This window comes from Zymomonas mobilis subsp. pomaceae ATCC 29192 (genome assembly GCF_000218875.1).
Classification (GTDB): domain Bacteria; phylum Pseudomonadota; class Alphaproteobacteria; order Sphingomonadales; family Sphingomonadaceae; genus Zymomonas; species Zymomonas pomaceae.
Genome location: NC_015709.1, coordinates 554,746 through 578,734 on the forward strand (window position 1 = coordinate 554,746; position 23,989 = coordinate 578,734).

The 23,989-nt window shown below is 43.2% G+C and carries 23 protein-coding genes and 1 tRNA gene; 12 read left to right on the forward strand and 12 right to left on the reverse strand.

Going from position 1 to position 23,989, the window contains the following annotated elements:
- Positions 1 to 7: 7 nt before the first annotated feature.
- On the reverse strand, positions 8 to 1,117 hold the full coding sequence (mnmA, locus tag ZYMOP_RS02455) for a tRNA 2-thiouridine(34) synthase MnmA (protein ID WP_013933781.1): 1,110 nt from the start codon (positions 1,115 to 1,117) through the stop codon (positions 8 to 10).
- A 122-nt stretch (positions 1,118 to 1,239) separates the two neighbouring features.
- On the opposite strand from mnmA, the gene ZYMOP_RS02460 reads away from it, so the two are divergent.
- Positions 1,240 to 1,512 carry a hypothetical protein gene (locus ZYMOP_RS02460; RefSeq protein WP_049778860.1) on the forward strand — a complete coding sequence of 91 codons (273 nt, stop codon included), beginning with the start codon at positions 1,240 to 1,242 and terminating at the stop codon, positions 1,510 to 1,512.
- Positions 1,513 to 1,517: 5 nt separating this feature from the next.
- Here the strand turns inward: ZYMOP_RS02460 and ZYMOP_RS02465 are convergent, their stop codons facing one another.
- The 3 genes from ZYMOP_RS02465 to thrS all read right to left on the reverse strand — a co-directional run bounded on the left by ZYMOP_RS02465 (position 1,518) and on the right by thrS (position 8,700).
- Entirely contained in the window at positions 1,518 to 3,707 is a 2,190-nt protein-coding gene (locus ZYMOP_RS02465) for a hypothetical protein (RefSeq protein ID WP_013933782.1), read from the reverse strand.
- Positions 3,708 to 3,916: 209 nt separating this feature from the next.
- Complete coding sequence (locus ZYMOP_RS02470; protein ID WP_013933783.1) at positions 3,917 to 6,688, reverse strand: [protein-PII] uridylyltransferase; 2,772 nt, start codon at positions 6,686 to 6,688, stop codon at positions 3,917 to 3,919.
- Positions 6,689 to 6,720: 32 nt separating this feature from the next.
- Positions 6,721 to 8,700 (reverse strand): threonine--tRNA ligase, encoded by a 1,980-nt coding sequence (gene thrS / locus ZYMOP_RS02475; RefSeq protein ID WP_013933784.1) that lies wholly within the window; start codon positions 8,698 to 8,700, stop codon positions 6,721 to 6,723.
- Positions 8,701 to 8,947: 247 nt separating this feature from the next.
- Here thrS and ZYMOP_RS02480 point away from each other — a divergent pair, with 247 nt between their 5' ends.
- The 7 genes from ZYMOP_RS02480 to ZYMOP_RS02510 all read left to right on the forward strand — a co-directional run bounded on the left by ZYMOP_RS02480 (position 8,948) and on the right by ZYMOP_RS02510 (position 15,455).
- Positions 8,948 to 9,685 (forward strand): alpha/beta hydrolase, encoded by a 738-nt coding sequence (locus tag ZYMOP_RS02480; protein WP_013933785.1) that lies wholly within the window; start codon positions 8,948 to 8,950, stop codon positions 9,683 to 9,685.
- Positions 9,686 to 9,711: 26 nt separating this feature from the next.
- Positions 9,712 to 10,728, forward strand: a complete 1,017-nt coding sequence (locus ZYMOP_RS02485) for a tetratricopeptide repeat protein (protein ID WP_013933786.1) — start codon at positions 9,712 to 9,714, stop codon at positions 10,726 to 10,728.
- Between the two features lie 214 nt (positions 10,729 to 10,942).
- Entirely contained in the window at positions 10,943 to 11,356 is a 414-nt protein-coding gene (locus ZYMOP_RS02490; RefSeq protein WP_013933787.1) for a VOC family protein, read from the forward strand.
- Positions 11,357 to 11,402: 46 nt separating this feature from the next.
- On the forward strand, positions 11,403 to 12,128 hold the full coding sequence (gene gloB / locus ZYMOP_RS02495; protein ID WP_013933788.1) for a hydroxyacylglutathione hydrolase: 726 nt from the start codon (positions 11,403 to 11,405) through the stop codon (positions 12,126 to 12,128).
- Between the two features lie 45 nt (positions 12,129 to 12,173).
- Complete coding sequence (locus ZYMOP_RS02500) at positions 12,174 to 12,818, forward strand: cysteine hydrolase family protein (protein WP_013933789.1); 645 nt, start codon at positions 12,174 to 12,176, stop codon at positions 12,816 to 12,818.
- The gene (locus tag ZYMOP_RS02505; protein WP_041581647.1) at positions 12,811 to 13,950 is read left to right on the forward strand and encodes a tetratricopeptide repeat protein; all 1,140 of its coding nucleotides are present in this window, start codon (positions 12,811 to 12,813) and stop codon (positions 13,948 to 13,950) included. The genes ZYMOP_RS02500 and ZYMOP_RS02505 overlap by 8 nt, the downstream gene beginning before the upstream one ends.
- Before the next feature lie 140 nt (positions 13,951 to 14,090).
- The gene (locus ZYMOP_RS02510; RefSeq protein ID WP_013933791.1) at positions 14,091 to 15,455 is read left to right on the forward strand and encodes a tetratricopeptide repeat protein; all 1,365 of its coding nucleotides are present in this window, start codon (positions 14,091 to 14,093) and stop codon (positions 15,453 to 15,455) included.
- Between the two features lie 73 nt (positions 15,456 to 15,528).
- Here the strand turns inward: ZYMOP_RS02510 and ZYMOP_RS02515 are convergent, their stop codons facing one another.
- The 4 genes from ZYMOP_RS02515 to ZYMOP_RS02530 all read right to left on the reverse strand — a co-directional run bounded on the left by ZYMOP_RS02515 (position 15,529) and on the right by ZYMOP_RS02530 (position 17,515).
- On the reverse strand, positions 15,529 to 15,831 hold the full coding sequence (locus tag ZYMOP_RS02515; protein WP_013933792.1) for an SCP2 sterol-binding domain-containing protein: 303 nt from the start codon (positions 15,829 to 15,831) through the stop codon (positions 15,529 to 15,531).
- Between the two features lie 44 nt (positions 15,832 to 15,875).
- On the reverse strand, positions 15,876 to 16,130 hold the full coding sequence (gene grxC, locus ZYMOP_RS02520) for a glutaredoxin 3 (protein WP_013933793.1): 255 nt from the start codon (positions 16,128 to 16,130) through the stop codon (positions 15,876 to 15,878).
- Positions 16,131 to 16,323: 193 nt separating this feature from the next.
- A complete protein-coding gene (locus tag ZYMOP_RS02525; RefSeq protein ID WP_013933794.1) occupies positions 16,324 to 16,950 on the reverse strand; it encodes a histidine phosphotransferase family protein in 627 nt (208 codons plus the stop codon).
- A gap of 112 nt (positions 16,951 to 17,062) precedes the next feature.
- A complete protein-coding gene (locus ZYMOP_RS02530) occupies positions 17,063 to 17,515 on the reverse strand; it encodes a M67 family metallopeptidase (RefSeq protein WP_013933795.1) in 453 nt (150 codons plus the stop codon).
- 53 nt (positions 17,516 to 17,568) lie between these two features.
- Between ZYMOP_RS02530 and ZYMOP_RS02535 the strand changes: the two genes are divergently transcribed.
- From ZYMOP_RS02535 to cysK, 3 genes are all read left to right on the forward strand, one after another.
- Entirely contained in the window at positions 17,569 to 18,513 is a 945-nt protein-coding gene (locus ZYMOP_RS02535; protein WP_013933796.1) for an RluA family pseudouridine synthase, read from the forward strand.
- Positions 18,514 to 18,569: 56 nt separating this feature from the next.
- The gene (gene rpoH / locus ZYMOP_RS02540; protein ID WP_013933797.1) at positions 18,570 to 19,478 is read left to right on the forward strand and encodes an RNA polymerase sigma factor RpoH; all 909 of its coding nucleotides are present in this window, start codon (positions 18,570 to 18,572) and stop codon (positions 19,476 to 19,478) included.
- A 239-nt stretch (positions 19,479 to 19,717) separates the two neighbouring features.
- Entirely contained in the window at positions 19,718 to 20,641 is a 924-nt protein-coding gene (cysK, locus tag ZYMOP_RS02545; protein ID WP_013933798.1) for a cysteine synthase A, read from the forward strand.
- A gap of 54 nt (positions 20,642 to 20,695) precedes the next feature.
- Here the strand turns inward: cysK and ZYMOP_RS02550 are convergent, their stop codons facing one another.
- Positions 20,696 to 21,118: a hypothetical protein gene (locus tag ZYMOP_RS02550; RefSeq protein ID WP_013933799.1), complete on the reverse strand. Its 423-nt coding sequence runs from the start codon at positions 21,116 to 21,118 to the stop codon at positions 20,696 to 20,698.
- A gap of 110 nt (positions 21,119 to 21,228) precedes the next feature.
- Positions 21,229 to 21,762 (reverse strand): SH3 domain-containing protein, encoded by a 534-nt coding sequence (locus tag ZYMOP_RS02555; protein WP_013933800.1) that lies wholly within the window; start codon positions 21,760 to 21,762, stop codon positions 21,229 to 21,231.
- A gap of 327 nt (positions 21,763 to 22,089) precedes the next feature.
- Between ZYMOP_RS02555 and ZYMOP_RS02560 the strand changes: the two genes are divergently transcribed.
- Positions 22,090 to 22,179, forward strand: a tRNA-Ser gene (locus ZYMOP_RS02560).
- Between the two features lie 272 nt (positions 22,180 to 22,451).
- On the opposite strand, the gene ZYMOP_RS02565 is transcribed toward ZYMOP_RS02560, so the two are convergent.
- Both ZYMOP_RS02565 and ZYMOP_RS02570 read right to left on the reverse strand, forming a co-directional pair.
- Positions 22,452 to 22,925 carry a nuclear transport factor 2 family protein gene (locus tag ZYMOP_RS02565; protein WP_013933801.1) on the reverse strand — a complete coding sequence of 158 codons (474 nt, stop codon included), beginning with the start codon at positions 22,923 to 22,925 and terminating at the stop codon, positions 22,452 to 22,454.
- A 175-nt stretch (positions 22,926 to 23,100) separates the two neighbouring features.
- Positions 23,101 to 23,886, reverse strand: a complete 786-nt coding sequence (locus tag ZYMOP_RS02570) for a transporter (RefSeq protein WP_013933802.1) — start codon at positions 23,884 to 23,886, stop codon at positions 23,101 to 23,103.
- Between the last annotated feature and the right edge of the window lie 103 nt (positions 23,887 to 23,989).

Here is a 23,989-nt window from a genome sequence, read left to right on the forward strand (position 1 = left end):
GCCAGATTTATTCAGGATTTTCAAATTTGGCAGGCACTGTTTCGGTAATCCATCCACCGCCTAATACGCGGTCACCATCGTAAAAGACAGCCGCCTGTCCCGGGGAAACACCATATTCGGGCTGTAGAAATGTAACCTTTTCCCCATCGAAACGAGCCGCAACCGGTTTCGCGGCTGAACGAATTTTTACTTGTATGATCTGATCGAAATCTTCTGCCAACCAATTAACATCTTTAATAAAAGCTTGATCCACAGCCAGCGCCCGTCGGGGGCCAACAATTAATTGCCTTGTTTCCGGTTCCAAGCGGACAACGTAAAGGGGCTCGCTTTGCCCCCCGATTTCAAGCCCTCGCCGTTGCCCGACTGTAAAATGAATAAGACCGTGATGCTGTCCTAAAACATTCCCCGAGATATCAACAATATCACCGCCTTTTCCGGCATCAGGGCACCTTTCTTCAACAACGCGCGCATAATCACCATCAGGAACAAAACAAATATCCTGACTATCCGCTTTCATCGCCACCGAAAGACCCAATTCCGCAGCCATTTCGCGCACTTTGGGTTTAGGTAATCCCCCTAAAGGAAAACGGAGATAGTCTAGTTGTTCTTTTGTGGTAGCAAAAAGAAAATAGCTTTGATCCCGTGCAGGATCTAAAGCCCGATGCATTTCTGTTTTGCCCGTATTCGATAGACGACGAACATAATGGCCGGTTGCCAAACAATCGGCGCCAAGATCACGTGCCACATTCAAAAGATCAGTGAACTTTACGCCCTGATTACAGCGAACACAGGGGATAGGGGTGCGACCCGCTGCATATTCAGATACAAAATCGTCGATAACACTTTCTTGAAAATTATTTTCGTAATCAAAAACATAATGGGCAATGCCGATTTTTTCAGCGACTGCTCGGGCATCACGAATATCTTTACCGGCACAACAGCTGCCTTTTCGTCCAACGGCCGCACCATGATCATAAAGCTGAAGCGTGATACCAATTGTCTCAGCGCCGGTTGCTTTAGCTAAAGCCGCAACAACAGAACTATCCACGCCGCCGGACATCGCAACGACAATCCGCGCTTCATTCATGGGGCGGTTAATCTGGAAATCAATAGGCATTAAAATCTCGTTTATACTAGTCGCTGTGATATATCAGAAGCGTAAATATTGGGCTTTAAGCGCATTACTACCCATAAAAAATGGAATAGAGCGATAATATAGAACAGAAGGCGTTAATTTTTGTGAAAAAAGCGATCTCTTCTCAGGAAAATCCGTCAGCTTCTTATAGCTTGTTATCAAACCGATTGAAAACTGCACAGAACAAGAGCGTTACCGCCTGCTTAGAAGAGAAAAGGCAATTCTTGAGGAAAAGGCCTTCCCCTTTGAAGGCCTTAATTGATGTACTTACACAGAAAAGCGAAAATGAGGCGAACAATCTAGACGTATTATGCGGTCATTTTAACCCAGAAGCAGCCAAGATAATGGGCACTCAAAAATCAGATTTTCCGAATTAAAAATACTACTGGAAGGGCAAATAGCGCAAACTGAAGAAAAATTCACTCATATGCGTTGTAGGTGAACCACCAACACCTTGCCAGCCCTCACGCGTAGAATAGGCTAGCTGAACACCGGCTTGCACTGTCCCGTAATGCCCTTTTAAGAAACGCCACCAACCACCGATAGTAGCTTCGCTGACCCGCTTTGTACTGCCGACACAAGCGCTGGAAAGCTCTTTGCTACAGCCAGAATTATCATAAAGCGGATTACCATATCCATAAGCTATACCATTAGCGGTAAAATACGCCCGACCCGCTTCTTGAATACCATAATAACCATAAAGATCGATACGAGGCGTCACATGCCCCATAATACCGGCTGTTGCTTGTAGGCTCCAAATCGGAACAGGACGGCCCTCTGCATCAATTGTGGCATCAGGCAACAGGACAGAACCATAACGCCCGATACCTTTCCCGACCATACCGGCTAAGCGCAATTCCACCTTTTTAGGCACAATCGGCAGCACCATGGAACCCCCACCACCGCCGGTCAGTGAAGAATAGTTGTGACCTGTGCCATCAGCCGCTGTTACACGATCATGAGGCATATGCATGATACCCACAATTTCATAATGGCCCCAAGCCGGATCCCATGCCAATTTACCGATAACATCGGGCGCAAGCTCGGATGAATAAGGCGAAGGCTGTGTCAAACCCGTACCAGTCGATGTGATTGTAGAAGTCGAACCATTGGGGAGGACTATTTTGCCATCACTATCCGTAAATCCGGTTGTATCATAAAGCGTAGCAGGATTTTCTACCGATAATGCCGCCCAGAATCGATGATTAAACCAGTCTTTAGCCAGGCGAACCTGCCACTGTCTTGCCCAAGTTTGCCCTGCCAGCATGGAAGATTCAATCGTTTCGGCGACACTTTCCTGACGAGGAATAATGCCGACACGATTAGGCGTTGCAAGACTCCATGCCTGACCGCCTAAGACATGGAAATTATAGCGGGTATTATCATAAGCAAGATAGGCTTGTCTGAGGCGCATAACATAACTGTTACTTTCGTAAGGGTCAGTTGTCGCCCCACCTGCCCCAAAATCGGTTTCAACAAAACCGGAAATAGTAGAGTTTTGAGAAATATTGCCTCTCACTAATAAAGAAAGCCGCGTGTAGCGAGCGCTCGCTTCCATATTATTGAGATGATAATCAGGATTATTTCGGTAAGGCATTGCCTGCCAGAAATTAAAGGTACCTGAGGCGACATGGCGATCGGCGGCTACACCCGAAGCATCGATAAAGCCACCAAGAACAAAGGTCATGGGACCTAAATTGAAAATCCCATGGTCACCCAATGCACCCGAAATCTGCGCACCCGCACTTTCTCTTGGATGAGGGCCAACCCCGTTATTGGCGGACATCGCAATTATATCCCGCGAGTGACGGGCAATAATAGCTTCGGTCGGCACATCCGTGTGTTTAAAGACCTCGACTTCACCATTTTCACTTTGTCTTACTTTAGCGATATCATCATCGGCTATGATTAAGGAACCATTCGCACTATGATTTCCTGAAGAAGGCGTCTGATCAGAAGGCATACCGGCTAATGAAGCCATGCCATTTTTATCCGTCTGATTTTGGAAAGGATTCATTATCAGATCAAGCGTATTAGGCACCGTATTCGCGGTATTATTATCCGTTGGATGCTTTTCGGATAAGGAATCCGCTGTGGCCAAAGTCGCCACAGAAGCCTTATTTTCAGAATGACCCTCATCCGGTAAAGACGCAACCATAGAAGAAGCCGGAGGTGTAACGCGCGCTAGTTCTTCATGGGTTTTTTGGGCTACGGTCTTTTCAGTAGCCGTAGACGCTGTAACCGCTGACTTATTGGAAATTATCCCCTCAGCCCCATTATTTTGATTTTGGGCTAACGCTTGGGTCGTTCCCTGCTTTTTGACAGCCAATTGTTGGCGCACGGCTTGCAAATCACGCTGTAAAGCGGCCTGAGCCTGTTCAATATGCTGAATTTCTTGTTCAAGAGTCTCGATCGAAACGCTGTCATTTTGTTGAGCGGCTTGCGCCAAAACGGGGGTAGGTAAAAAAGGAAATGTAATAAAGCCAGCTAACAACCATTTTCGGCATTTTTTTGAAAAATGCTTTACACGTAAATTTAAAAGGCAGTGGCTATCATTAACCAAAGACGACATTTCAGATTGGCCACCCCTATAATTATAATTTATTTTGTGTTTCAAATTATGACAGCCTTGTAAAAATATATTTACGATCTGATAATCATTCTTATATTTTCCGGCCTTTATTCCAACTATCTTTCGAAAATACCACCTATATTTTTTTCAGATTGTTATTTTTATGTAACAAACTTTATAAATTTATGATTTTTATATAAAAAATCATTTCATTTAGAATTAGCCCGCTCTGCAGCAGCCAATAGGCGTTTTTCGATAGCTTTTAATCGATTTTGGTTGGTTATCTTATGGGCCAAAAGGTCGGATACATAAAAGACATCAACAGCACGCTCACCATAAGTGGCGATATGCGCTGAACTGATCGTTAATCGCGCATTGAATAATGCACAGCCAAGATCATGCAATAAGGCAGGACGATCTTGGGCATTAACTTCGATGACTGTAAAACGATCTGAAGCTTGATTGTCAATAAAAACGGATGGCTCAACATGAAAAGCATCCCCTCGCCAAAATAACGGCGGGCGAAGGGCCGCTAATTTATTACTGGTACGAATATGACTAGTTGCGGCATCTTCAATAGCTTGCATCATACGATTTAAATGCTCGCCTGTTTTAATGATGCCGCCCTGCGTGTGTTGCACCAAAAGATTATCCATGGCCATTCCATCCCGCGTGGTATGAATACGCGCATCAAGAATAGTGCCACCGGTGGCATGAATAGCGCCCGCAATACGATAAAAGAAACCGGGGTGATCAATTGCATAAAGGCTAATCATAGTAGCGTCATAGGCAGGCATTTCTTTGCCTTTGACTGAAATCGATTTTTGAGCCTTATCCGTGGCAGCCATTTGTCGGATATTTTCAACAATAACATCAGATCGTTCTGAAAACCAATAATCATCCGGCAGACGTTTCAATAAATACTCTGAATCTTGATTATTCCATTCCAATATTTCACGAACATGTTTTTGTTGATTTTCTATTCGCTCCTGCCGTTCACTACCCCCTCGCATCGGACCTTGTTGTAAACACTGAGAACAGGCATCAAATAAAGCTGTCAGAAGCTGATTTTTCCAACTATTCCAGACATTAGGCCCTACGGCTGTAATATCAGCCAATGTCAGCAGAAATAATAACCGAAGTCTTTCGGGGCTTTTTACTTCATTAGAAAAATCTGTAATAGTTTTAACGTCTGCTAAATCGCGCTGGAAGGCGGTATGGGACATAAGTAAGTGATTTTTGATCAGCCATACGACCAATTCCGTCTCAGCGGGTGTTAACCCTAAACGCGGACAAAGACGATTTGCAATTTCAGCCCCCAATAAGGAATGATCACCGTTACGACCCTTGGCAATATCATGAAGAAATACGGCAATACATAACGCACGATGGGCATCAATCTGCTTAAAAAGTGTTACGCCTAAGGGATAATCTTCTGCCATTTCGCCTTGTTCAACACGGGCCAGCAAATCAATAGCGCGAATAGCATGTTCGTCCACGGTATAATGATGATACATGTCGAACTGCATTTGGGCGACAATCCGACCAAAATCAGGAATAAAACGGCCTAATACCCCGGTATTATTCATAGCCTTTAAAATAGGGGCCGGATTACGGGAAGACGCAAAAATAGCCGTAAAGGCAGCATTACATTCTGGGTTATTTCGTAATTCTTCATCAATTAAAATGGCATCACGGCCAGCTTGACGCATGGTCAAAGGATGAATGCCGAGTTTATGGCGATGGGCAACGGTGAAGAGTATTATTAATTTTGAGGGATTTTGTCTGAAAAAATCGTCATCCGTGACGATAATTTGCCCTTGCTCAACTGAAAAACCTTCTATTTCTCGGGCTGAAGAAGACCCCCATAGGCGTGTTTTTAAATAATGATTTTCTTTTAAGGCATCGATAAAGAGGGCCGCCAGATTTCCCACCATTTTAGTCACTAAAAAATAGTGATGCATAAAGCGCTCGACAGCTGATTTTCCTCCTTTTGCTTGATAGCCCATTCTTTCTGCTAAATTACGCTGAACATCAAAATTCAATCGTTCTTCAGGTCGGTTAACCAGAATATGAAGGTGGCACCGTACAGCCCATAAAAAATTTTCACACCGTCGAAAGCGTTTGGCTTCATGGCTGGGAATTAAATCTGCCTTGATAAGCGCGTAATCATTAAGAATAGGAACAGACAGATGATTATGTTTGGCCTCTTCCTCCAGATAAAGATATTTCGCTATCCAAAACAGACTTTGTAGGTCTCTTAATCCCCCCTTACCTTCTTTTAAATGCGGTTCGACCAGATAACGACTATCCCCACGGGTATGATGACGGGTATCCCATTCTTGTAATTTGGCGGCGACAAAGGCACGGCCAGAGCCTGCGACAACTTTTTTGATAAAACGAGAAGAGGCTTCTTCAAAAAGACTATGGTCACCGACCAGATAACGCCCTTCCAAAACGGCGGTACGAATTGTTATATCTTTTTTGGCCATTTTAACCAGATCGCCAAGGCTACGATGAGATTGGCTGACCCGTAAACCTAAATCCCACAAAAGCGATATCAGCGATTCAATGAGGCTTTTTTGTTTTTTATTCGGCACGCGTGCTGATAAAAAGGCAAGATCAACATCAGAATGAAGCGCCATTTCACCGCGCCCATATCCCCCGACCGCCATTAAAACCAGATTTTCGGCTTTTTCTGAATCATCCACTAACCAGTGAAAAGCCAGTTTGATAATCTGATCTGTCAGATAGGCATAACTTAAAGCTGTTAATCGCCCTTGTCGGGGTTTTTGGGCTAAGCGCTCAGCAATAGCGGCACGGCCATCGACGACCGCCGTTTTTAATAAACGGCAGATCGCGGAACGCTCGGCGTAAATATCCTTCCCTGCAGCCTTCTTTAGAAAGGCAATTTCCCGATCTATTCCTTCATAATCGATAATATCTTGAGGACGGGACAAGGATGCAAAGGGTGCAGACATTCTGATAAATCCTATCTGACAGAAATCAGATTCTATTTTAAATCAGGGGCAAGCGCCTCAGCAGTCAACGTTTTAATCGCTTCTTCTACCGTAACGATGCTCTGATCACGACTACCTAGGCGACGGATGGCCACTTTACCTTCTTCGGCTTCACGTTTGCCGACCACTAAAATATTCGGCACCTTGGCAAGACTATGTTCGCGCACCTTATAATTAATCTTCTCATTCCGAAGATCGGAGGTGACACGAAGGCCTGCCGCCTTCATTTTGGCAACGACGGCTTCTGCATAGCTATCAGCCTCTGAAACAATTGTGGCCACAACAGCTTGCACAGGCGCTAACCATAATGGGAAACGTCCCGCATGATGTTCAATAAGAATACCGATAAAGCGTTCAAATGTCCCGATGATCGCCCGATGTAACATTATAGGCCGTTTGCGACTTCCATCTTCGGCTACATAGCTGGCATCCAGCCGTTCCGGTAAGACATAATCAAGCTGTAAAGTACCACATTGCCATGTCCGACCAATCGCATCCGTTAAATGGAATTCGAGTTTCGGGCCATAAAAGGCACCTTCGCCCGGTAATTCTTCATAATCAATGATACCGACTTGCTCTAACGCTGATCGCAACCCGTTTTCTGCATTGTCCCAAAGCGTATCATCCCCAGCCCGCAATTCAGGACGCAAGGATAGTTTAACCGCATATTTCTCAAAACCGAGATCGCGATAAACAGCATCCAATAAACTGACAAAAGCTTTGGTTTCAGAAACGATTTGTTCTGCTGTGCAAAAAATATGGGCATCATCTTGCGTTAACTGACGCACCCGCATCAAACCATGTAAAGCGCCATGAGCTTCATTACGATGACAGCAACCAAATTCTGCCATACGTAACGGTAATTCCCGATAGGAACGGATACCTTGCTTGAAAAGCAGAATATGAGCAGGACAACTCATCGGCTTTAAAGCCATCAGATTGCCTTTACCCGACAAGACGGGCTTATCAGGATCGGTGCCCGGCACTTCATCCGGCACAACAAACATGTTTTCTCGGAATTTGCCCCAATGGCCAGACGCTTCCCATAAAGAAGCATCCATTAATTGGGGGGTTTTTACTTCTTTATAATCTGCCCCTTGTAAGCGACGACGGATATAGGCCTCTAATTGTAACCATATAGTATAACCATGCGGATGCCAGAAAACGGATCCTTGCGCTTCTGGTTGAAGATGGAATAAATCCATTTCTTGTCCGATACGGCGATGATCGCGTTTGGCTGCTTCTTCTAATCGTTCAAGATGAGCTTTAAGCTGCTTGGCATTTAACCAACCCGTACCATAAATCCGACTCAACATCGCGTTATTCTGATCGCCACGCCAATAGGCACCAGAAACGCGCGTCAGTTTAAACGCTTTGGGATCAAGCTTACCCGTCGAGGGTAAATGAGGTCCACGACACATATCAAGCCATTCACCAGCACGATAAGTTGTTAAGGCTTGCCCTTCCGGTAATTCTTTCGCCCATTCCGCCTTGAAGCTTTCACCCTGTTTTGTCCAAAGCGCAATTAAATCGTCGCGTTCCCAAACTTCGCGTAACAGCGGTTCATTACGGGCAATAATGCGCCGCATTTCCGCTTCAATAACGGGCAAATCTTCTTCAGTAAAAGGACGATCTTTTGGCGCAAAATCATAATAAAAGCCATCTTCAGTAATAGGGCCAAACGTGATTTGCGTGCCGGGGAACAGATTCTGTACCGCTTCGGCTAACACATGGGCATAATCATGACGCACCAATTCCAAAGCAGCAGCTTCGTCTTCAACCGTAATAATCTCTAAGGAGCCACTTTCCTCAAGAGGCTGGGAAAGATCTACCAGCTGTCCCTCAAAACGGGCAGCTAAGGCCTTTTTGGCAAGGGTGGAAGAGATAGACCCTGCGATCTGTGCCGCGGTAGTGCCATGCAGAACCTCGCGCTCCGAACCGTCAATAAGCGTGATCCTGATCTTCTCAGCCATTCTGTCTTTCTCGTGTATTAGAGGTTAATAAAAGCGGATTAAGCCGCTACAAAAAAGCTTATGCGCGGTCTTACCCCTGTCTTGCAACCTTTGATATGCCTCAATGATATATTATATCATTAAAAAATGAGAAAATCAGGGAGTACCCCGAAAGATAGACCTTTTTAAAAAAAGAGATAAAACTATGTCTGATTCTATTTAACGCTGTTTGCTTTACATCTGATAGCGACAATTAGGCTTGATTATAATGACAAGTTCTTTTTTAAAATCCCCTCAAGGTAATCGGCTCGCCTACCACAAATTAGAAGGTAAAGGGCCGACAATCGTTTTTTTCCCCGGCTATATGTCGAATATGCATGGTTCAAAAGCTATTGCACTGGGCGCATGGGCTGCTGAAAAAGGCCGTTCTTGTCTTCGTTTTGATTATTCCGGTTGTGGCGAAAGTGAGGGACTGTTCATAGATGGAACCCTCGAAAATTGGTTTAATGATAGTTTATCCGTCATTGATCAGATTACCGAAGGCCCTCTTGTTCTGGTGGGTTCCTCTATGGGCGGATGGCTTATGCTATTGGTCGCTTTAGCCCGTAAAAAACGTATAGCTGGACTGGTAGGCCTTGCGGCAGCGCCTGATTTTACAGAATGGGGCTTTAAGGATGAAGAAAAGAACATCATTCAAAAACAAGGAAAATTGGTTTTACCTATAGAGGGCAGTAGCGATGAAGCTATTGTTACCAAAGGTTTTTGGGAAAGTGGTCAAAAGCATCTGCTTCTTGAAAAGTCTATTTCCGTTTCTTGTCCCGTCCGCCTGCTTCAAGGACAAAAGGATCAAGAGGTTCCGTGGCAGCGGGTCTTGATGCTTGCTGAAAAATTATATTCTGATGATGTTCAGATCACCTTGATTAAGGATGCTGATCATCATTTATCACGGCCTTCTGATATTAAACTGGTTATTAATATTCTGACAGAAATGCTGGCCAGTTTTTAAAATGTTTTTTGAGAAACGCAGGTATAATGTTATTTTCTTTACTTACTTTATTAGCTGCAGGAGGGCAATTGCCCGCTATTGAGGATAATACTATCCCTATGGTATCGCTCCCTAAGTCCCCGAATTTCTTAGCAACGGGTCCTAGAGAAGAACCAAAACCCGTCGTCAAAAAGACGCCTTTGGCGCCCCAAGGGAAAGCAGAAAGCAAGCTTAAAAAATATAAATATAAAAAAAAAGATAATACCCTGCAAGTTGTAGCGCCGCCTGCCAGCTTAAAACAGCGTTATGATCATTGTATTAATATGATAGACGAAGATCCTGAACAAGCCGCTGAGATTGCGAATACATGGCGATTAAGTGCGGGGGGTGTTTTAGCTAATCAATGCTTGGGCATGGCCTATGTGGCCTTAGGGCGCTATAGTGCGGGTGTCGATGCTTTTGAGCAGGCTGCCCGTGAATCCGATTTGGAACATGACGGTCGTTCAGCGATCTTCTGGATTCAAGCGGGCAATGCAGCCTTGGCCAATCAAGATCCGGGGGCGGCTCGGGGCGCGTTTGATCATGCGCTGATGTTGTCAGTTTTACCGGATAAAATGCGGGGTAATACCCTTTCGGATCGGGCACGGGCTGATGTCGCATTGCATGATTATGCCTCTGCCCGTCAGGATATTGATAAGGCCTTAAAATTGATCGGCAAGGATGGAAGCATTTGGTTAATGTCTGCAACCTTAGCCCGCCAACAAGGTGATTTAGAACGCGCTAAAAAGGATATTATAGAAGGGGAAAAAATTGCCCCATTAGATGCCCAAATTTCTTTCGAAAAAGGGCTGATTTTTGCTCTTTCAGGGGAGATTGAAACAGCCCGTGCCGCTTGGGATCGAACTATCAGAGCTAATCCCAAAGCAGAATTAGCCGAGGTCGCCCGTAAAGCGATGGACGAAATGGAGCAGCAAAATAATACTGTTGCCGCCCCTTCCGCCTCTTCCTCTACAACGACGCCTCCGCCCCTTAAAACGAATAATCAGCCTGATCTTAAAAAATAAACAATTAAAATAGCTCGCCATAGCCTTTCAGATATTAAACAACATAAAGAATAAGGGCTAACAAGAGAAAAGACAGAATATCTGAAGAAGATAAATCGAAATTATTGCTAAATTTTTCTATAAATAGAAAGGTTTAAAATACCTTTTTATTTAAAAATTAGCTATCTTCTCAAAATGTCTTTCAGGTCATTGCGTTTACAAGAAGGCCAAAAATATGCGCTATATTCATACTATGATCAGAGTATCCGATCCTGATGCAACTATCCGCTTTTTTAATATTTTGGGATTGGAAGAAGTGGGTCGTGTTAATAATAATGAAGGCCGTTTCACGCTGATTTATATGGCGGTACCTAAGGATGATGTTCAGGTTGAACTGACATGGAATTGGGATGAAAAAAGTTATGACGGCGGACGAAATTTTGGCCATCTCGCCTTCGAAGTCGATAACATTTATGAAAGCTGTCAGAAATTGATGGATAGCGGCTATATTATCAACCGCCCACCTCGGGATGGTTGGATGGCTTTTGTCCGTACACCCGATGCCATTTCAATCGAATTACTACAAGCCGGTGATAAATTAGAAGTGATAGAACCTTGGAAATCAATGGCCAATAGCGGAAGCTGGTAAACTATCCAAGTTTATCCGGTTTTTGAGATTATAGGGATGCTTTATTATGTCGGTCGAAATTCTAGCCGTTCCGGCTTTTGAAACTAATTACATCTGGATTTTACACGATAAAGTGAGCAACAAAACAGTTGTTGTTGATCCGGGTGAAGCCGCCCCTGTCTTCGCGGCCCTTAAAAAGCACGGTTGGACTGTTGATCAGATATGGAACACCCACTGGCATAAGGATCACACAGGGGGAAACGAAGATATCAAGGCCGAAACTGGCTGTGATGTAATCGGCCCTGCCCATGAAAAACATCCTATCCCGGGCATGAACCGCCCTGTCGATGAAGGGGATGAAGTCGCAATCGGCTCACTTCAAGCACGCGTTATGGCTGTCCCCGCTCATACCGTGGGTCATGTCGCCTATTATCTACCAGATCATAAAATGCTCTTTTGTGGCGATACTTTATTTGCGATGGGTTGTGGGCGCTTATTTGAAGGAACTGCTGACCAAATGTGGCAGGCTTTACAGCGTTTTTCCAAACTTCCTCCTGACACAAAAGTCTATTGCGGTCATGAATATACGCAGGATAACGGACATTTCGCTTTAACGGTTGATCCCGATAATCTGGCATTACAAGAACGGGTTAAAGAGGTAGATAAATTGCGTGCAGACAAAAAAATCACCTTACCTTCAACGATTGCGCTTGAATGGGCTACAAATCCCTTCATGCGCACAAAAAACCCCGAGGAACTCGCTAAACTTCGCGAAGCAAAGGACAATTTTTAAGCATCCTTAAAGATAACGCTTCCTGTTTATTGAGGGAATGGAACGATGACCGATAAAGCCAAAAAAACAGCGCTTATTTTGATTGAATATCAAAATGATTTTGCCAATCCTAATGGTGCCCTTTATGAAGCGGTGAAGCCCGTAATGGATGCCAACCATATGTTGGATAATACTAAGGATTTGCTCGCAAAGGCACGGGCGTTAGGCGTAAAAGTTCTTTTTTGTCCTATCACTTTTACAAGCGATTATCATGAATTAAGCCCCAATCCTTTTGGTATTTTAAAAGGCATTATTGAAAAACAAGCCTTTCAAAAAGAGACATGGGGAGCTGAAATTATTGATATTCTTCCCATTAGAGAAACCGATATCGTCATTGAAGGCAAGCGGGGTTTATCCGCATTTTACAGCACAAATCTTGATTTTATTTTGCGTCAACTGGGCATTGAAACGGTCGCTGTTGCTGGATTTTTGACGAATTGCTGTGTTGAATCCACACTCCGCACCGCTTACGAAAAAGGCTTTGACACCATATCTTTAACGGATTGTACGGCAGCAACTAGTCAGGAAGAGCAAGATTTTTCTATTTCCAAAAATTTCCCAATGTTTTCCCGCCCTCTTCTGTATAAAGATTTCCTGAACGAACTGGAAAATGGTCAGCGCACGGATACATCGGGGGGTGGATATGCCTAAAGAGTCTATTTCGGACAAAAAAATGCAGGATCAAACGGTTCTAGCTGCTCTTATTCCAGCCTTATTTAATAAGGCACTTAATTTGAGTAAAACAGATAGAATAGCGGAAGCCATCGCGGTCTATGGTGATTTAGATCAAACGCTGGAAGGGATAACAGATCCAGCTTTGTTATCTTATTCGGCGATGGCCTTGGCTAATCAAGCTAGCTGTTTTCGGTTATTACAGCAAACCGAAGCTGAAATAAGCAGCTATGATAGATTGATCCAGCGTTTCCAAGATACTTCTGAAATAGAATTACAAGTATATGTTGGCAAGAGCCTGTTTGATAAGGCTGTTCTTCTTAGCCAAGCCAATCGTTATGATGAAGCTATTGATTGTTATGATGACTTGATTGAACGCTTCTCTGACTATTCTATGCCTCTTTTACAGTCAGGCGTCGCCAAAGCTTTATTTAACAAAGCCAGTCTTTTTAGTAAAATGGAGCAGACAGAAAAAGCAATCGCTTGCTGTGATGTATTGCTCAATCAATTTATTGATAATCCAGATCCCTGTTTTGAAAAAATTATTGCGAATACCCTACTGAATAAAGCAGGTTGCCTTGAAAAATTAAAAAATTTCGCTGAAACGGTTTCTGCTTATGATCGCTTCCTAGATCATTTTTTACAAAGTGAAGACGAAGAATTACAGCTTTGTGTAGCGATAATTTTTGTTAAAAAAGCAGAAGCTTTAAAAGAAAATAACCAGCTAGAAGAGTCATTAGCCGTTTATAACACTATGATAGCGCGTTTTCAGGATAATCTGGAAGAGAAAATAGCGTTACATTTAGCTAAGGGATATTTTAACAAAGCTGATATTTTATGTCGGTTACAACGGCGTGAAGAAGAAATTAAGACCTACACGCTCTTTATTAATCGGTTTATTAAAACAGAAGACCCTAGCTTACAAATCGGTATTGCAACGGCGCTTATTAAGAAAGCCACTAATCTTGTCGCATTGGGACGCATAGAAGAGGCCATTTCTTGCTATGATACTCTACTGACCGCACTAGATTCCGAAGAAAATCAGGAACTACAAAAATATCATATTTTAGCTGATAAGGAAAAGCAGGCTTTGGTAACTGTTCAATCGTAACAATCTTTATAGTCTTTAAAATTTAATGATGAGCTGAGTTTTCGCTGTTTTCAACATAGCGTCTTTTTCTTTTGCCCCTTATAGCAGGGACATTTCCATTCACCCTCGCCGGTTTTTTAAAAGCGATTGCAAGGTTCATCATGTCTATTGAAAATCAACAACTCGAAAATGCAAAAATTCTGTTTAATGAAATTGCCGAATTATCTGAAAAGCAAGATCATGAGGCGGCTATTACTGCTTATGAGACATGGCTAACACAATTTTCGTCACAGAAAGAAGAGGCGATTCAACTTTATGTTGCCATGGTGATGGCGAATAAAGCGGTTAGTTTAACAGCCCTTAATCGCACTGATGAGGCATTATCAGCTTATGATGCGTTGGTAACACGTTTTGCTGAATCTGAAGATAATAATTTACAAATTTTCGTTGGTAAAACGCTTTTTGATAAAGCGGTAACTTTACGAAAGGCTAAACGAAATGAAGAAGTACACGCCGTTTATGATGAGCTGATCAACCGTTTCCGCAATAGTCAGGAAGTTGAACTCCAAGTCTGTGTCGCGAAAGCTCTTTTTAATAAAGCCGGTAATCTTGATGCGGTCGAAAAACCGGAAGAAGCCTTAGCAACTTATGATGACCTTATCGTTTTATTTTCCAAATCTTCAGACCTTCAACTTCAAAATAATGTTGCAAAAGCATTATTCTACAAAGCCGTAACGCTCAAAAATCAAGAGCGCACCGAAGAAGAAATCGCCTGTTATGATGAACTGATTCGTCTTTTTTCACAATCAGATGATAAAGAATTACAAAATGGTGTTGCCAAAGCTTTATTTAATAAAGCCGCCAGTCTTTATAGTTTGGAACAGATTGACGAGGCGATTGCGACCTATGATACCTTAATTCAACGTTTCATCACCGTTGAGGATGAAGCGACAGCAAAAATCGTCGCTAACAGTTTTTTTGAAAAGATTGCCTTATTAAGCGAACAAGGCCACCTTGATGCGGAAGTCAAAGGCTATGAATCATTTCTCGAACGCTTTTCAAAAAGCAATGAGCCCACAGTTCAGATAATGACAGCAACCGCTTTGATCAATAAAGCGGTCAGTTTAGCGCAATTGGATCGGCATGACGAATCTGTCGCTAGTTATGATGATCTTTTGGCGCGTTTTGGAGATCATGAAGATAAAAATATTCAGCTTTATGTCGCACGGGCCCTTTTCAGTAAAGGAAGCAGCATCGGCGACCGTGGAAATCCAGAAGCGGCTATCCCTGTTTATGACGATTTTTTGGAACGTTTTGGAGGAACCGAAGAGGGTGGTTTACAGGTAGGTGTCGCTACGACCCATATCAAAAAGGCCATTTATCTTACGAGTTTAGGTCGTATTCCAGAAGCAAAAGCGAGTTATGAACGTTTAATTGAAGAGATGGATGCTGAAAAAAATATGACTCTTCGCCATTATATAACCATGGCAGAGCAAGGCAAAAATGAGTTAGAAAAGCATCTTTGATTAACCCTTGTTACTTTTGAAATGAAAAAAGCTCTGGTTTTTAAGACCAGAGCTTTTTAATTTAAACGAGCAATTAGCGTATAGTTTGAAAAATTTGTTTGAGTTGCATGGCTGGTCCCATTGCACCTTGCACTTTGACACGGCCTGTCATGAACGCCGTCATCGGATTAAGGTTACCATCGGCCAATGCCTGAAAATCTGCCCAGCTAAGGCTGATAACACTGTCAGCTGGCCCGTCGTCTTTTTCTACCTTACGACCGATACCATCTAAAAGAATGCTACCCTCCTGCCCAAAGTCAAATTTAATTTTTGAACCGGCAACATAGGCATCACTTTTTACGACCTTGGCGATAAACTGATCTTGCGTAAAACTCAAAATTTTTCCCTTCTACGCTGTTATACTCATGATACTAAAATATATTATTTGCCTAATAATGGGTCGAGTTTACCCGCGCTGTTTAGCGCAACCAGATCATCACAGCCGCCAATATGTTTATCATCTATAAATATTTGGGGGACGGTCCGGCCACCAGAGCGCTTGATCATTTCTGTCCTTTTAGCGCTATCCGTTGTGACATCATATTCGTCAAAGCTTACACCTTTTTCAGCAAATAACGCCTTTGCCCGCTTGCAATAAGGGCAAACATTCGTGGTATAAATTTCAATATGAGCCATAATATTTTCTCCTCTGATTAAGGTAGGATGCGCTATTCAAACAGATATAAGAAAGAGAGCCACCGATTGTTACCTATGGCCTGTTACTTTCTGCCGATTGTCTATAAAAGTGAAATACTAAAATTACAGTTATATAAAATCTTAAGCGCCTTCAGACAGTAGCGCGAAAGAGGATATTACAAAATTGTTTTATTTAAGTGAGATTAATACCAAAAAGCAAAACATTGGGATCGGGTCTGGCAACTTGCAACTGCCCTCCTCGTTCTTCGATTAAAGCATGAATTAGCCATGCCGCAGCCAATCTAGGGGTTAATTTTTCAGGAGGAATCTTACCCAAAAGAGCCGCTTCAATCTGTTCGTCAAAAACAAGCCGGCGCCCCTCTGCACGAATGACAATTTCGCGGCCTTCTGCCCCAATATCCAGCATCCCACCCCGAATCAAAGAGTCAGAGGCGATTAAAGACAGATTGAGCAATACACGGACGGCCCCTTTTTCCATAACGGGATCATTCATCATCCAGCCTAGCTGTATACGATGATCAAAACCGAAAAGTCCCGCAATCGCTTCACGGATTTCTTCAGTATCAACACTTTCAGAAAATCCACCCGCTTGTCCAAAAGCCAGCCGAAAAAATTTGAGTTTGTTAGCAGAGACCTTAGCGCTTTCCGAAAGAAGATCGACACAACGCGCCCGCATTTCAGGGTCTTGCTCATCGGCCAGTAGTTCGATCCCGTTATTCATTGCACTGACAGGGCTTAAGAGATCATGACAAAGCCTAGAACATAATAGACTTGCCAGATTGATAGCCGTCATGGTCATAAAGTCAAAAATCCTTCAAACTGACATTTTTTAAATTTATTATTGTGACATAAACATAACGGCATAAGCTTTATAAGAAAAAACAGTTTAGTCCGTGTAATTTTTAATAGCGCTATACGCTTTTATGAAGAATAAGCTCACATGGCAAGAAAACCCCTTCTATGCGGCCACTCTTACAGGCATACCATCCTTCTATTTTATTAAAAGCCGCAATAAGCCAATATTGACCATAATGCGCTAAGGCGGCATCTGTCGCCGAAGGAAGGCAGCTACCGGAAGGATGAGAATGATAATGGCCAATAACAGAAAGATGGCGACGTCGTGCCTCTCGATGGGCTGTAATTAAACCCGCTGTTTCCATTTCAAAAAAACGTCGGGGATTGGGTGCGATATTGGGCATAGGCATAATTTCTGTTACATGCCCGCTAGAACCGAGCAAAAGACCGCATATTTCAAGCATGGGTCGCGCTCGGGTCTCACTGAGAATTTTTTTTACAAAATTCGGATTGATGAAAAGTGTTTCACCCTTTTTATCAGGTGACTGAATTCGGTTGCTGGAGGCCATATTATTACCATGGCAAATCATCTGCAAAAAACCAAGAGGGGTGATAAAACGTAATGCCAACAGAGAAGGTCACGTTAACAGAAGAAATGATCGGTTGGCGACTAGATCGTGCCTTGGCCAGTGTATTAAATCGTCTTTCTCGTGAAAGACTGAAAAATCTTATTGCCACCGGATGTGTTACCAATAGTCAGGGGATATTGATAAGAGATCCTGCTTTCAAAATTAAAACTGTCGATTCTTTCACGATTGACATCCCTTTGCCCCGCCCTGCCCATAACGAGGCACAGGATATTCCTTTAAATATTGTTTTTGAAGATGACCATCTTTTGATTGTGAATAAACCGGCGGGGATGGTTGTTCATCCAGCCGCCGGTAATTTTGATAACACATTGGTCAATGCCTTGCTGCATCATTGTGCCGGTAAACTGTCAGGCATTGGGGGTGTTGCAAGACCGGGTATTGTACATAGGATTGATAAGGACACGAGCGGCCTTTTAGTGGTCGCCAAAACGGATCCTGCCCATGCAGGTCTTGCAGCTCAATTCGCAAAACACTCTATTGACCGCCGATATCAGGCGATAGTGGTAGGACGACCTTCGCTTCAAGGGCATGTCGATGCCTCCTTGGCCCGATCTTCTGTTAATCGTCAAAAAATGGCTATTGTTGCAGAAGGGCGCGGAAAGCATGCTGTAACGCATTATCGTATGGTAACCCCTTTAAAAGAGGCTGCTTTAATTGAATGTCGTCTGGAAACAGGACGCACCCATCAGGTACGCGTCCACATGGCTTCGATTGGACATTCTTTGTTAGGTGATCCTGTTTATGGGCGGAGCAAAAAAGCCCATCATGCGTTATTAAAGGAACTGGCATTTCAAAGGCAGGCGCTTCATGCAGCGCATCTCGGTTTTATCCACCCGATTTTAGGTAAACAAGTGGACTTTAACGCCGAAATGCCCCAAGATATGCAGCTTTTATTCAAGATGCTTATGGTAAGTTGAACGAATAACAGCAATTATTATAGGTAGCGAGTTTGGGAAGACGGGAGACAGATAAAATGGCCACCAGTAGCACCCTTCCAGCAGTGGTTCCTGCATTGGGCGGTGACCAGAGTCTTAATCATTATTTAGCCGACATCCGTAAATTTCCGATTTTGAAACCGGAAGAAGAATATATGTTGGCTAAACGCTTTCAGGAACATCAAGACCCAAAAGCGGCAAGTCGTCTGGTAACCTCCCATCTGCGTTTAGTCGCAAAAATCGCCATGGGATATCGCGGTTATGGCCTACCCGTTTCTGAATTGATTTCAGAAGGTAATATCGGCCTGATGCAGGGTGTCAAAAAATTTGACCCTGACCGCGGATTCCGTTTGGCTACTTATGCGATATGGTGGATTAAAGCTTCAATTCAAGAGTATATTCTGCGGTCGTGGAGCCTTGTCAAAATGGGGACCACTGCCGCGCAGAAGAAGTTATTCTTTAATCTGCGACGATTGAAAAGCAATCTTCACGCCTTTGAAGATGGTGATCTAAAGCCTGAAGAAGTCAAATCTATTGCGACCAATTTAGGGGTCAGCAATGACGATGTCGTCAGCATGAACCGCCGGATGGCCATGGGGGGCGATAGTTCCCTTAATGTCTCTGTCCGCGAGGACGGCGAAGGCCAGATGCAAGACTGGCTTGTCGATCAGGAACCGTTACAAGATCAGCAGATCGAGGAAGAAGAGGAAAGTATTGTCCGCCATAAATTATTGGTGGAAGCGATGGATAAGTTGAACGATCGCGAAAAATACATTTTATCAGAAAGACGATTGAGCGATAATCCAAAGACCCTTGAAGAACTGAGCCAGGTCTATGGCGTTAGTCGGGAACGTGTAAGACAGATTGAAGTGCGGGCTTTTGATAAATTGCAAAAAGCCATTATGGAAATCGCCGGAGATCGGAAGTTATTGCCGGCTATGGCCTAACCCCTAACAAGACAGAAGAATGGCCTTTTCTAGTCCTCTTAAACGCTCCGGTTTTAATCGGAGCGTTTTTTTATTATCCGATGAATCTAAAAAGAATTATATGCCTTTCCCATAGGAAAGCTTGATTGATCGTTTTTCAATCCTGATTTTAAATATAAAGTAAAGAGATTAGAAACATACCCTGTAAATAGGTAAGTCATTTTCTGCTAAAAATATATTTTCTCATAAGGACAGGATGAATGGCAAAAGTAAATACTATTTTAGAGGCTATAGGTAACACGCCCCATTTACGCTTGAACAAGTTGTTTCCTGACCATGAGGTCTGGATCAAAGTTGAAAAAAGTAATCCCGGTGGATCAATCAAAGATCGTATTGCTCTGGCCATGGTGGAAGACGCTGAAAAAAAAGGCAAGCTTAAAAAGGGGGGTGTCATTATTGAACCTACCAGCGGCAATACGGGTATTGGACTTGCCATGGTGGCCGCGGTTAAGGGCTATAAATTAATATTGGTCATGCCAGAATCGATGTCGATTGAACGCCGTCGCCTGATGTTGGCTTATGGTGCCGGTTTTGATCTTACGCCCAAGGAAAAAGGGATGGCTGGTGCCATTGAAAGGGCTAAAGAATTAGCTGCCCAAACGGAAGGGGCTTGGATTCCCCAACAATTTGAAAATCCGGCCAACATCAACATTCATGCAACAACAACGGGCCCTGAAATCCTAAAAGATTTTAAAGAAACGCCCATTGATGCCTTTATCAGTGGTGTAGGAACAGGGGGGCATTTAACAGGTATTGGGGAAACTTTACGAAAAGCTTGGCCTGATATTCAAATATTTGCGGTTGAACCTGCGACTTCTCCGGTATTGGCAGGTGGAAAACCGGGACCGCATGCTATTCAAGGCATAGGCGCAGGTTTTGTCCCCAAAAATCTGCATAAAGATATTCTAACAGGGGTTATAGAAATCCAAAATGACGAAGCCAAAAGCTGGGCATTAAGAGCTGCCACAGAAGAAGGTTTACTTGTCGGTATTTCAACAGGCGCCACCTTAGCCGCGATCGATAAAAAAATAAAAGATTTACCAAAGGATAGCCGTATCCTCGGGGTTAATTACGACACAGGCGAAAGATATTTATCCGTTCCAGATTTTTTGCCAGAGGCCTAATACAACCGCTAAAGTAGGTTTTGTCCCGTCTTATTTATCGGAAGCTTTCAGCGCTTATTGCGCTGTACAACTTCCGATACGACGGGCATCTGCTTTGAATAAAAATGGCATGTGTCCTGAAATACCCTGACTATCGATCCGAGCACTGTGATCGTTATCAACGTGAATGGTGCTACGCGCCCATCCTGCATCCCCACAATCATATTGTACTGTAGCTGTGTCGGGTTTGTTATCGACTACCAGCCCTTTGCATTGATTAGAAGCAATCGCACTATGCATCAATTGATGGGGATTACCCAGACACACATCGGTAATGCCTTTGGGAAGCATGGAAATGCGCCATTGGCCTGATTGCAGCGATGATAAAGCCATAGGTGTTGGTAAGGTTGTAGCCGCAAATAACGGGGTAATACCTAAAAAAGCGGCAAAATAAGCCAATCCCCTTATAGAAGATTGGTTTAGATAAAAAACAGACATATATTATCCATCAATGCTAAAGCAAATTCTTGCTTTAAAGGCGATATCAAGGCTGGGTAAGTTTTTTTAACAGGACAAATATTGTTTAATGTTAAACATAACTTTCACTGTCAGTTGAGGCTCTCTTGCGGATTAACACCCCATAAGTTGCGGATATGGATGTATCCGGTTTGTCCGTGAATATTGAATAGACACCAGTTATCTTGGCATTTTGAAATGCGTCCTATGACACCCGCTTCCGCGCGCCAAACAACCTGAGAGTTTGCAGACGGAAGAGCGTATAAATTCTGAACGCCTTGACCATTTAGAATGGCTGTACGTCTATCGGACAGCAGCGCGGCGGCAATCCAACCCGTTGCGCCATCAACATCTTCGACTTTTCGCCAATTCTCATGACGGGCAATCACCTTAACCGGTAAATCAGGCCGTTGATAATGCCAAATAGCCGGATAATTAGCCCCCGGCCCGCTTCTCATAAAGGCTTCACTGGCACTGATAGAAGCCCAATAAGGCAAAGTAGAATGATTGACCGCCGCCCATACCGGTATACTGACATTTAACGCTTCTAAACTAAGGGATAAGACAAAAAATTTTGCGGCTACACAGAAGAAGCTTTTTTTCCCAGACTGAAATAATCGCATCATATAATTGTCTAAGCCTAGTTGTTATTTCTGAGCGCGCTCCTATCGGAGAAGAAAATACTCAAAAATAATAAACAAATAAAAATAAGTCTATGAAGGAAAAGGGCAATAAGCGTCAATATTGCTTTGACATATCCTATGCTTTTTATAAAATTCCTGTAACGGGCAAATTTTCCCTCTCCTATAAGCTATGCGCTTATAAAGAAAACGCACTAACAGGAGAAAGCCCTGATCTGTATATTTATTGCAAAAAATACTTCCCTTAAAAAGCGTATGCTGCTAAGAGCGCACTCCTCACCGAGTAATTGGTGACGATCGCATTTCTATGCGGGAGAGGTGGCCGAGTGGTTTAAGGCAACGGTCTTGAAAACCGTCGTGCGCGGAAGCGTACCGTGGGTTCGAATCCCACCCTCTCCGCCAACATCTCATCTTAATATATACATTTTTTATGCCTGCTTACGTAAAACGGGCTTTGCAATTCTTATCGCAGTCTCGCCAATATAATTGGGGCTGTAAAAATTACTGATTACATGAATCAATGTTCTAATATTATTTCCGTTGTCAGAATATTGTGCATAGATATAACTAATATTCCTATTGCTCTTATATCCCGAATGCCGCTTTTCAAGCCTGCTCTATATTCCTATATTGGGCTATATAATCACCTCATCACCTCAAATATCGAACCCCCTTTATAAACCGAGCGCAGTAAGGGACGGATGGTCATCAGGGCGGCGGCCTATCGGCCAGAAAAACAGTCGATCATTTTCTTTTATCGCGACATCGTTAATACTCGCTAAACGGCGCTGCATAAGCCCTGCCGCATCAAATTCCCAATTCTCATTTCCATAGGAACGAAACCATTGTATTTCGCTATTATGCCATTCATAGGCAAAGCGAACTGCAAGGCGATCGCCGGAAAAGCTCCATAATTCCTTGATAAGCCGGTATTCTAATTCTTTTTCCCATTTTCTTTTCAGGAATAGTTTGATGGCATCACGCCCTTGGATAAATTCGTTTCTGTTGCGCCAATAGCTATCCGATGTATAGCTTAGAACTATCTTTTCAGGATTACGGCTATTCCACGCATCTTCCGCTAACCTGACTTTGGTAGCCGCAGCCTTCTCTGTTAAGAAAGGCGGTAATGGGGGGCGATCGATATTCATATAGGCCCTCTAACAATAAAATTACGTATTTTTAATATTAGTAAAGCTATGGAATTAAAAAGAAAATTTTCTCAAATATTATTAGAAAAAAGGTCGGTTGTACTGTATCCGTTATTTATGGAAAAATGCACAATCGATGGTTATCCGCAATAATTTTATCTTATAAAAAATTTATCTAAAATCTTTTACTAATGCCTAAATATATCTGTTCCGCTGGTGTTGCACTATTAAGACCAACATTAGCACCAATATCAAGTTGCACCGTATCAGTTAACGCATAAACTAAAGCACTATCAGCGGAATATTGCGTGGTTTTACCCGTTGGATCAAAGTTAGTCGCAGACCATAGTTCAGCGATAATATTCAACCTTGGGGTAATCGCATGGGTCAGGTTAAAGACATTTTGCATCGCCGCATGCATACCCTTATTATCGTTGTTAAGGACAATATCGAGTTCAGGGGCCAAGGTTAACAGGAATCCAGCAGGTAACTTGATGTTAGCCGCCGCCACCATGCCCCCTTCCCAATGGCGATTGCCAATATTATGGCCAGCAGCTGGCGCTTTAACATAAGGTATAATCGCAAGGCTTACCCTATCATCTTCATAATATCGGGTTTTCCAACGCATAATTACATCGCCGGAACCGCCATAACTGTGTTTTTCTTTGCTAATGCGATCCTGTGTCCAGACCTGCGTATAGGGAATCCAGTTGACCTGAAAATCCATATAGCTGTTGATACCATATTTCAGGGTCGGATTAGTGGCATAAAGGGTTTGAGTATTAAGGTTACCTACCCTTGATTCACTATAATTAGTAACATCTGATTCTATCTGCCAATGACCTTTGGGAACGGTACAGGCAGCGGAAGATTTTGTGGGACGATCCGTACAGATAGGCCCTAATGGATCGCCGTCTTGCAGAAGATCACCCGTCTCCGCATAGACAGCGCCACTACTCATGCAGAATGCACCCAGCAAGCCCCATGATAAATAAGAAAGTGATTTTTTGAAAGAGAAAGAAATAAATCACCTCTATAAAATATAATGCTGATACCAAAAATCA

What these genes read in the sequence shown, in the direction of transcription:
- mnmA (WP_013933781.1), bottom strand. Translation starts at nt 1,117, where the DNA reads ATGCCTATTGATTTCCAGATTAACCGCCCCATGAATGAAGCGCGGATT.
- ZYMOP_RS02465 (WP_013933782.1), bottom strand. Translation starts at nt 3,707, where the DNA reads ATGTCGTCTTTGGTTAATGATAGCCACTGCCTTTTAAATTTACGTGTA.
- ZYMOP_RS02470 (WP_013933783.1), bottom strand. Translation starts at nt 6,688, where the DNA reads ATGTCTGCACCCTTTGCATCCTTGTCCCGTCCTCAAGATATTATCGAT.
- thrS (WP_013933784.1), bottom strand. Translation starts at nt 8,700, where the DNA reads ATGGCTGAGAAGATCAGGATCACGCTTATTGACGGTTCGGAGCGCGAG.
- ZYMOP_RS02480 (WP_013933785.1), top strand. Translation starts at nt 8,948, where the DNA reads ATGACAAGTTCTTTTTTAAAATCCCCTCAAGGTAATCGGCTCGCCTAC.
- ZYMOP_RS02485 (WP_013933786.1), top strand. Translation starts at nt 9,712, where the DNA reads ATGTTATTTTCTTTACTTACTTTATTAGCTGCAGGAGGGCAATTGCCC.
- ZYMOP_RS02490 (WP_013933787.1), top strand. Translation starts at nt 10,943, where the DNA reads ATGCGCTATATTCATACTATGATCAGAGTATCCGATCCTGATGCAACT.
- gloB (WP_013933788.1), top strand. Translation starts at nt 11,403, where the DNA reads ATGTCGGTCGAAATTCTAGCCGTTCCGGCTTTTGAAACTAATTACATC.
- ZYMOP_RS02500 (WP_013933789.1), top strand. Translation starts at nt 12,174, where the DNA reads ATGACCGATAAAGCCAAAAAAACAGCGCTTATTTTGATTGAATATCAA.
- ZYMOP_RS02505 (WP_041581647.1), top strand. Translation starts at nt 12,811, where the DNA reads ATGCCTAAAGAGTCTATTTCGGACAAAAAAATGCAGGATCAAACGGTT.
- ZYMOP_RS02510 (WP_013933791.1), top strand. Translation starts at nt 14,091, where the DNA reads ATGTCTATTGAAAATCAACAACTCGAAAATGCAAAAATTCTGTTTAAT.
- grxC (WP_013933793.1), bottom strand. Translation starts at nt 16,130, where the DNA reads ATGGCTCATATTGAAATTTATACCACGAATGTTTGCCCTTATTGCAAG.
- ZYMOP_RS02525 (WP_013933794.1), bottom strand. Translation starts at nt 16,950, where the DNA reads ATGACCATGACGGCTATCAATCTGGCAAGTCTATTATGTTCTAGGCTT.
- ZYMOP_RS02530 (WP_013933795.1), bottom strand. Translation starts at nt 17,515, where the DNA reads ATGGCCTCCAGCAACCGAATTCAGTCACCTGATAAAAAGGGTGAAACA.
- ZYMOP_RS02535 (WP_013933796.1), top strand. Translation starts at nt 17,569, where the DNA reads ATGCCAACAGAGAAGGTCACGTTAACAGAAGAAATGATCGGTTGGCGA.
- rpoH (WP_013933797.1), top strand. Translation starts at nt 18,570, where the DNA reads ATGGCCACCAGTAGCACCCTTCCAGCAGTGGTTCCTGCATTGGGCGGT.
- cysK (WP_013933798.1), top strand. Translation starts at nt 19,718, where the DNA reads ATGGCAAAAGTAAATACTATTTTAGAGGCTATAGGTAACACGCCCCAT.
- ZYMOP_RS02550 (WP_013933799.1), bottom strand. Translation starts at nt 21,118, where the DNA reads ATGTCTGTTTTTTATCTAAACCAATCTTCTATAAGGGGATTGGCTTAT.
- ZYMOP_RS02555 (WP_013933800.1), bottom strand. Translation starts at nt 21,762, where the DNA reads ATGATGCGATTATTTCAGTCTGGGAAAAAAAGCTTCTTCTGTGTAGCC.
- ZYMOP_RS02565 (WP_013933801.1), bottom strand. Translation starts at nt 22,925, where the DNA reads ATGAATATCGATCGCCCCCCATTACCGCCTTTCTTAACAGAGAAGGCT.
- ZYMOP_RS02570 (WP_013933802.1), bottom strand. Translation starts at nt 23,886, where the DNA reads ATGAGTAGTGGCGCTGTCTATGCGGAGACGGGTGATCTTCTGCAAGAC.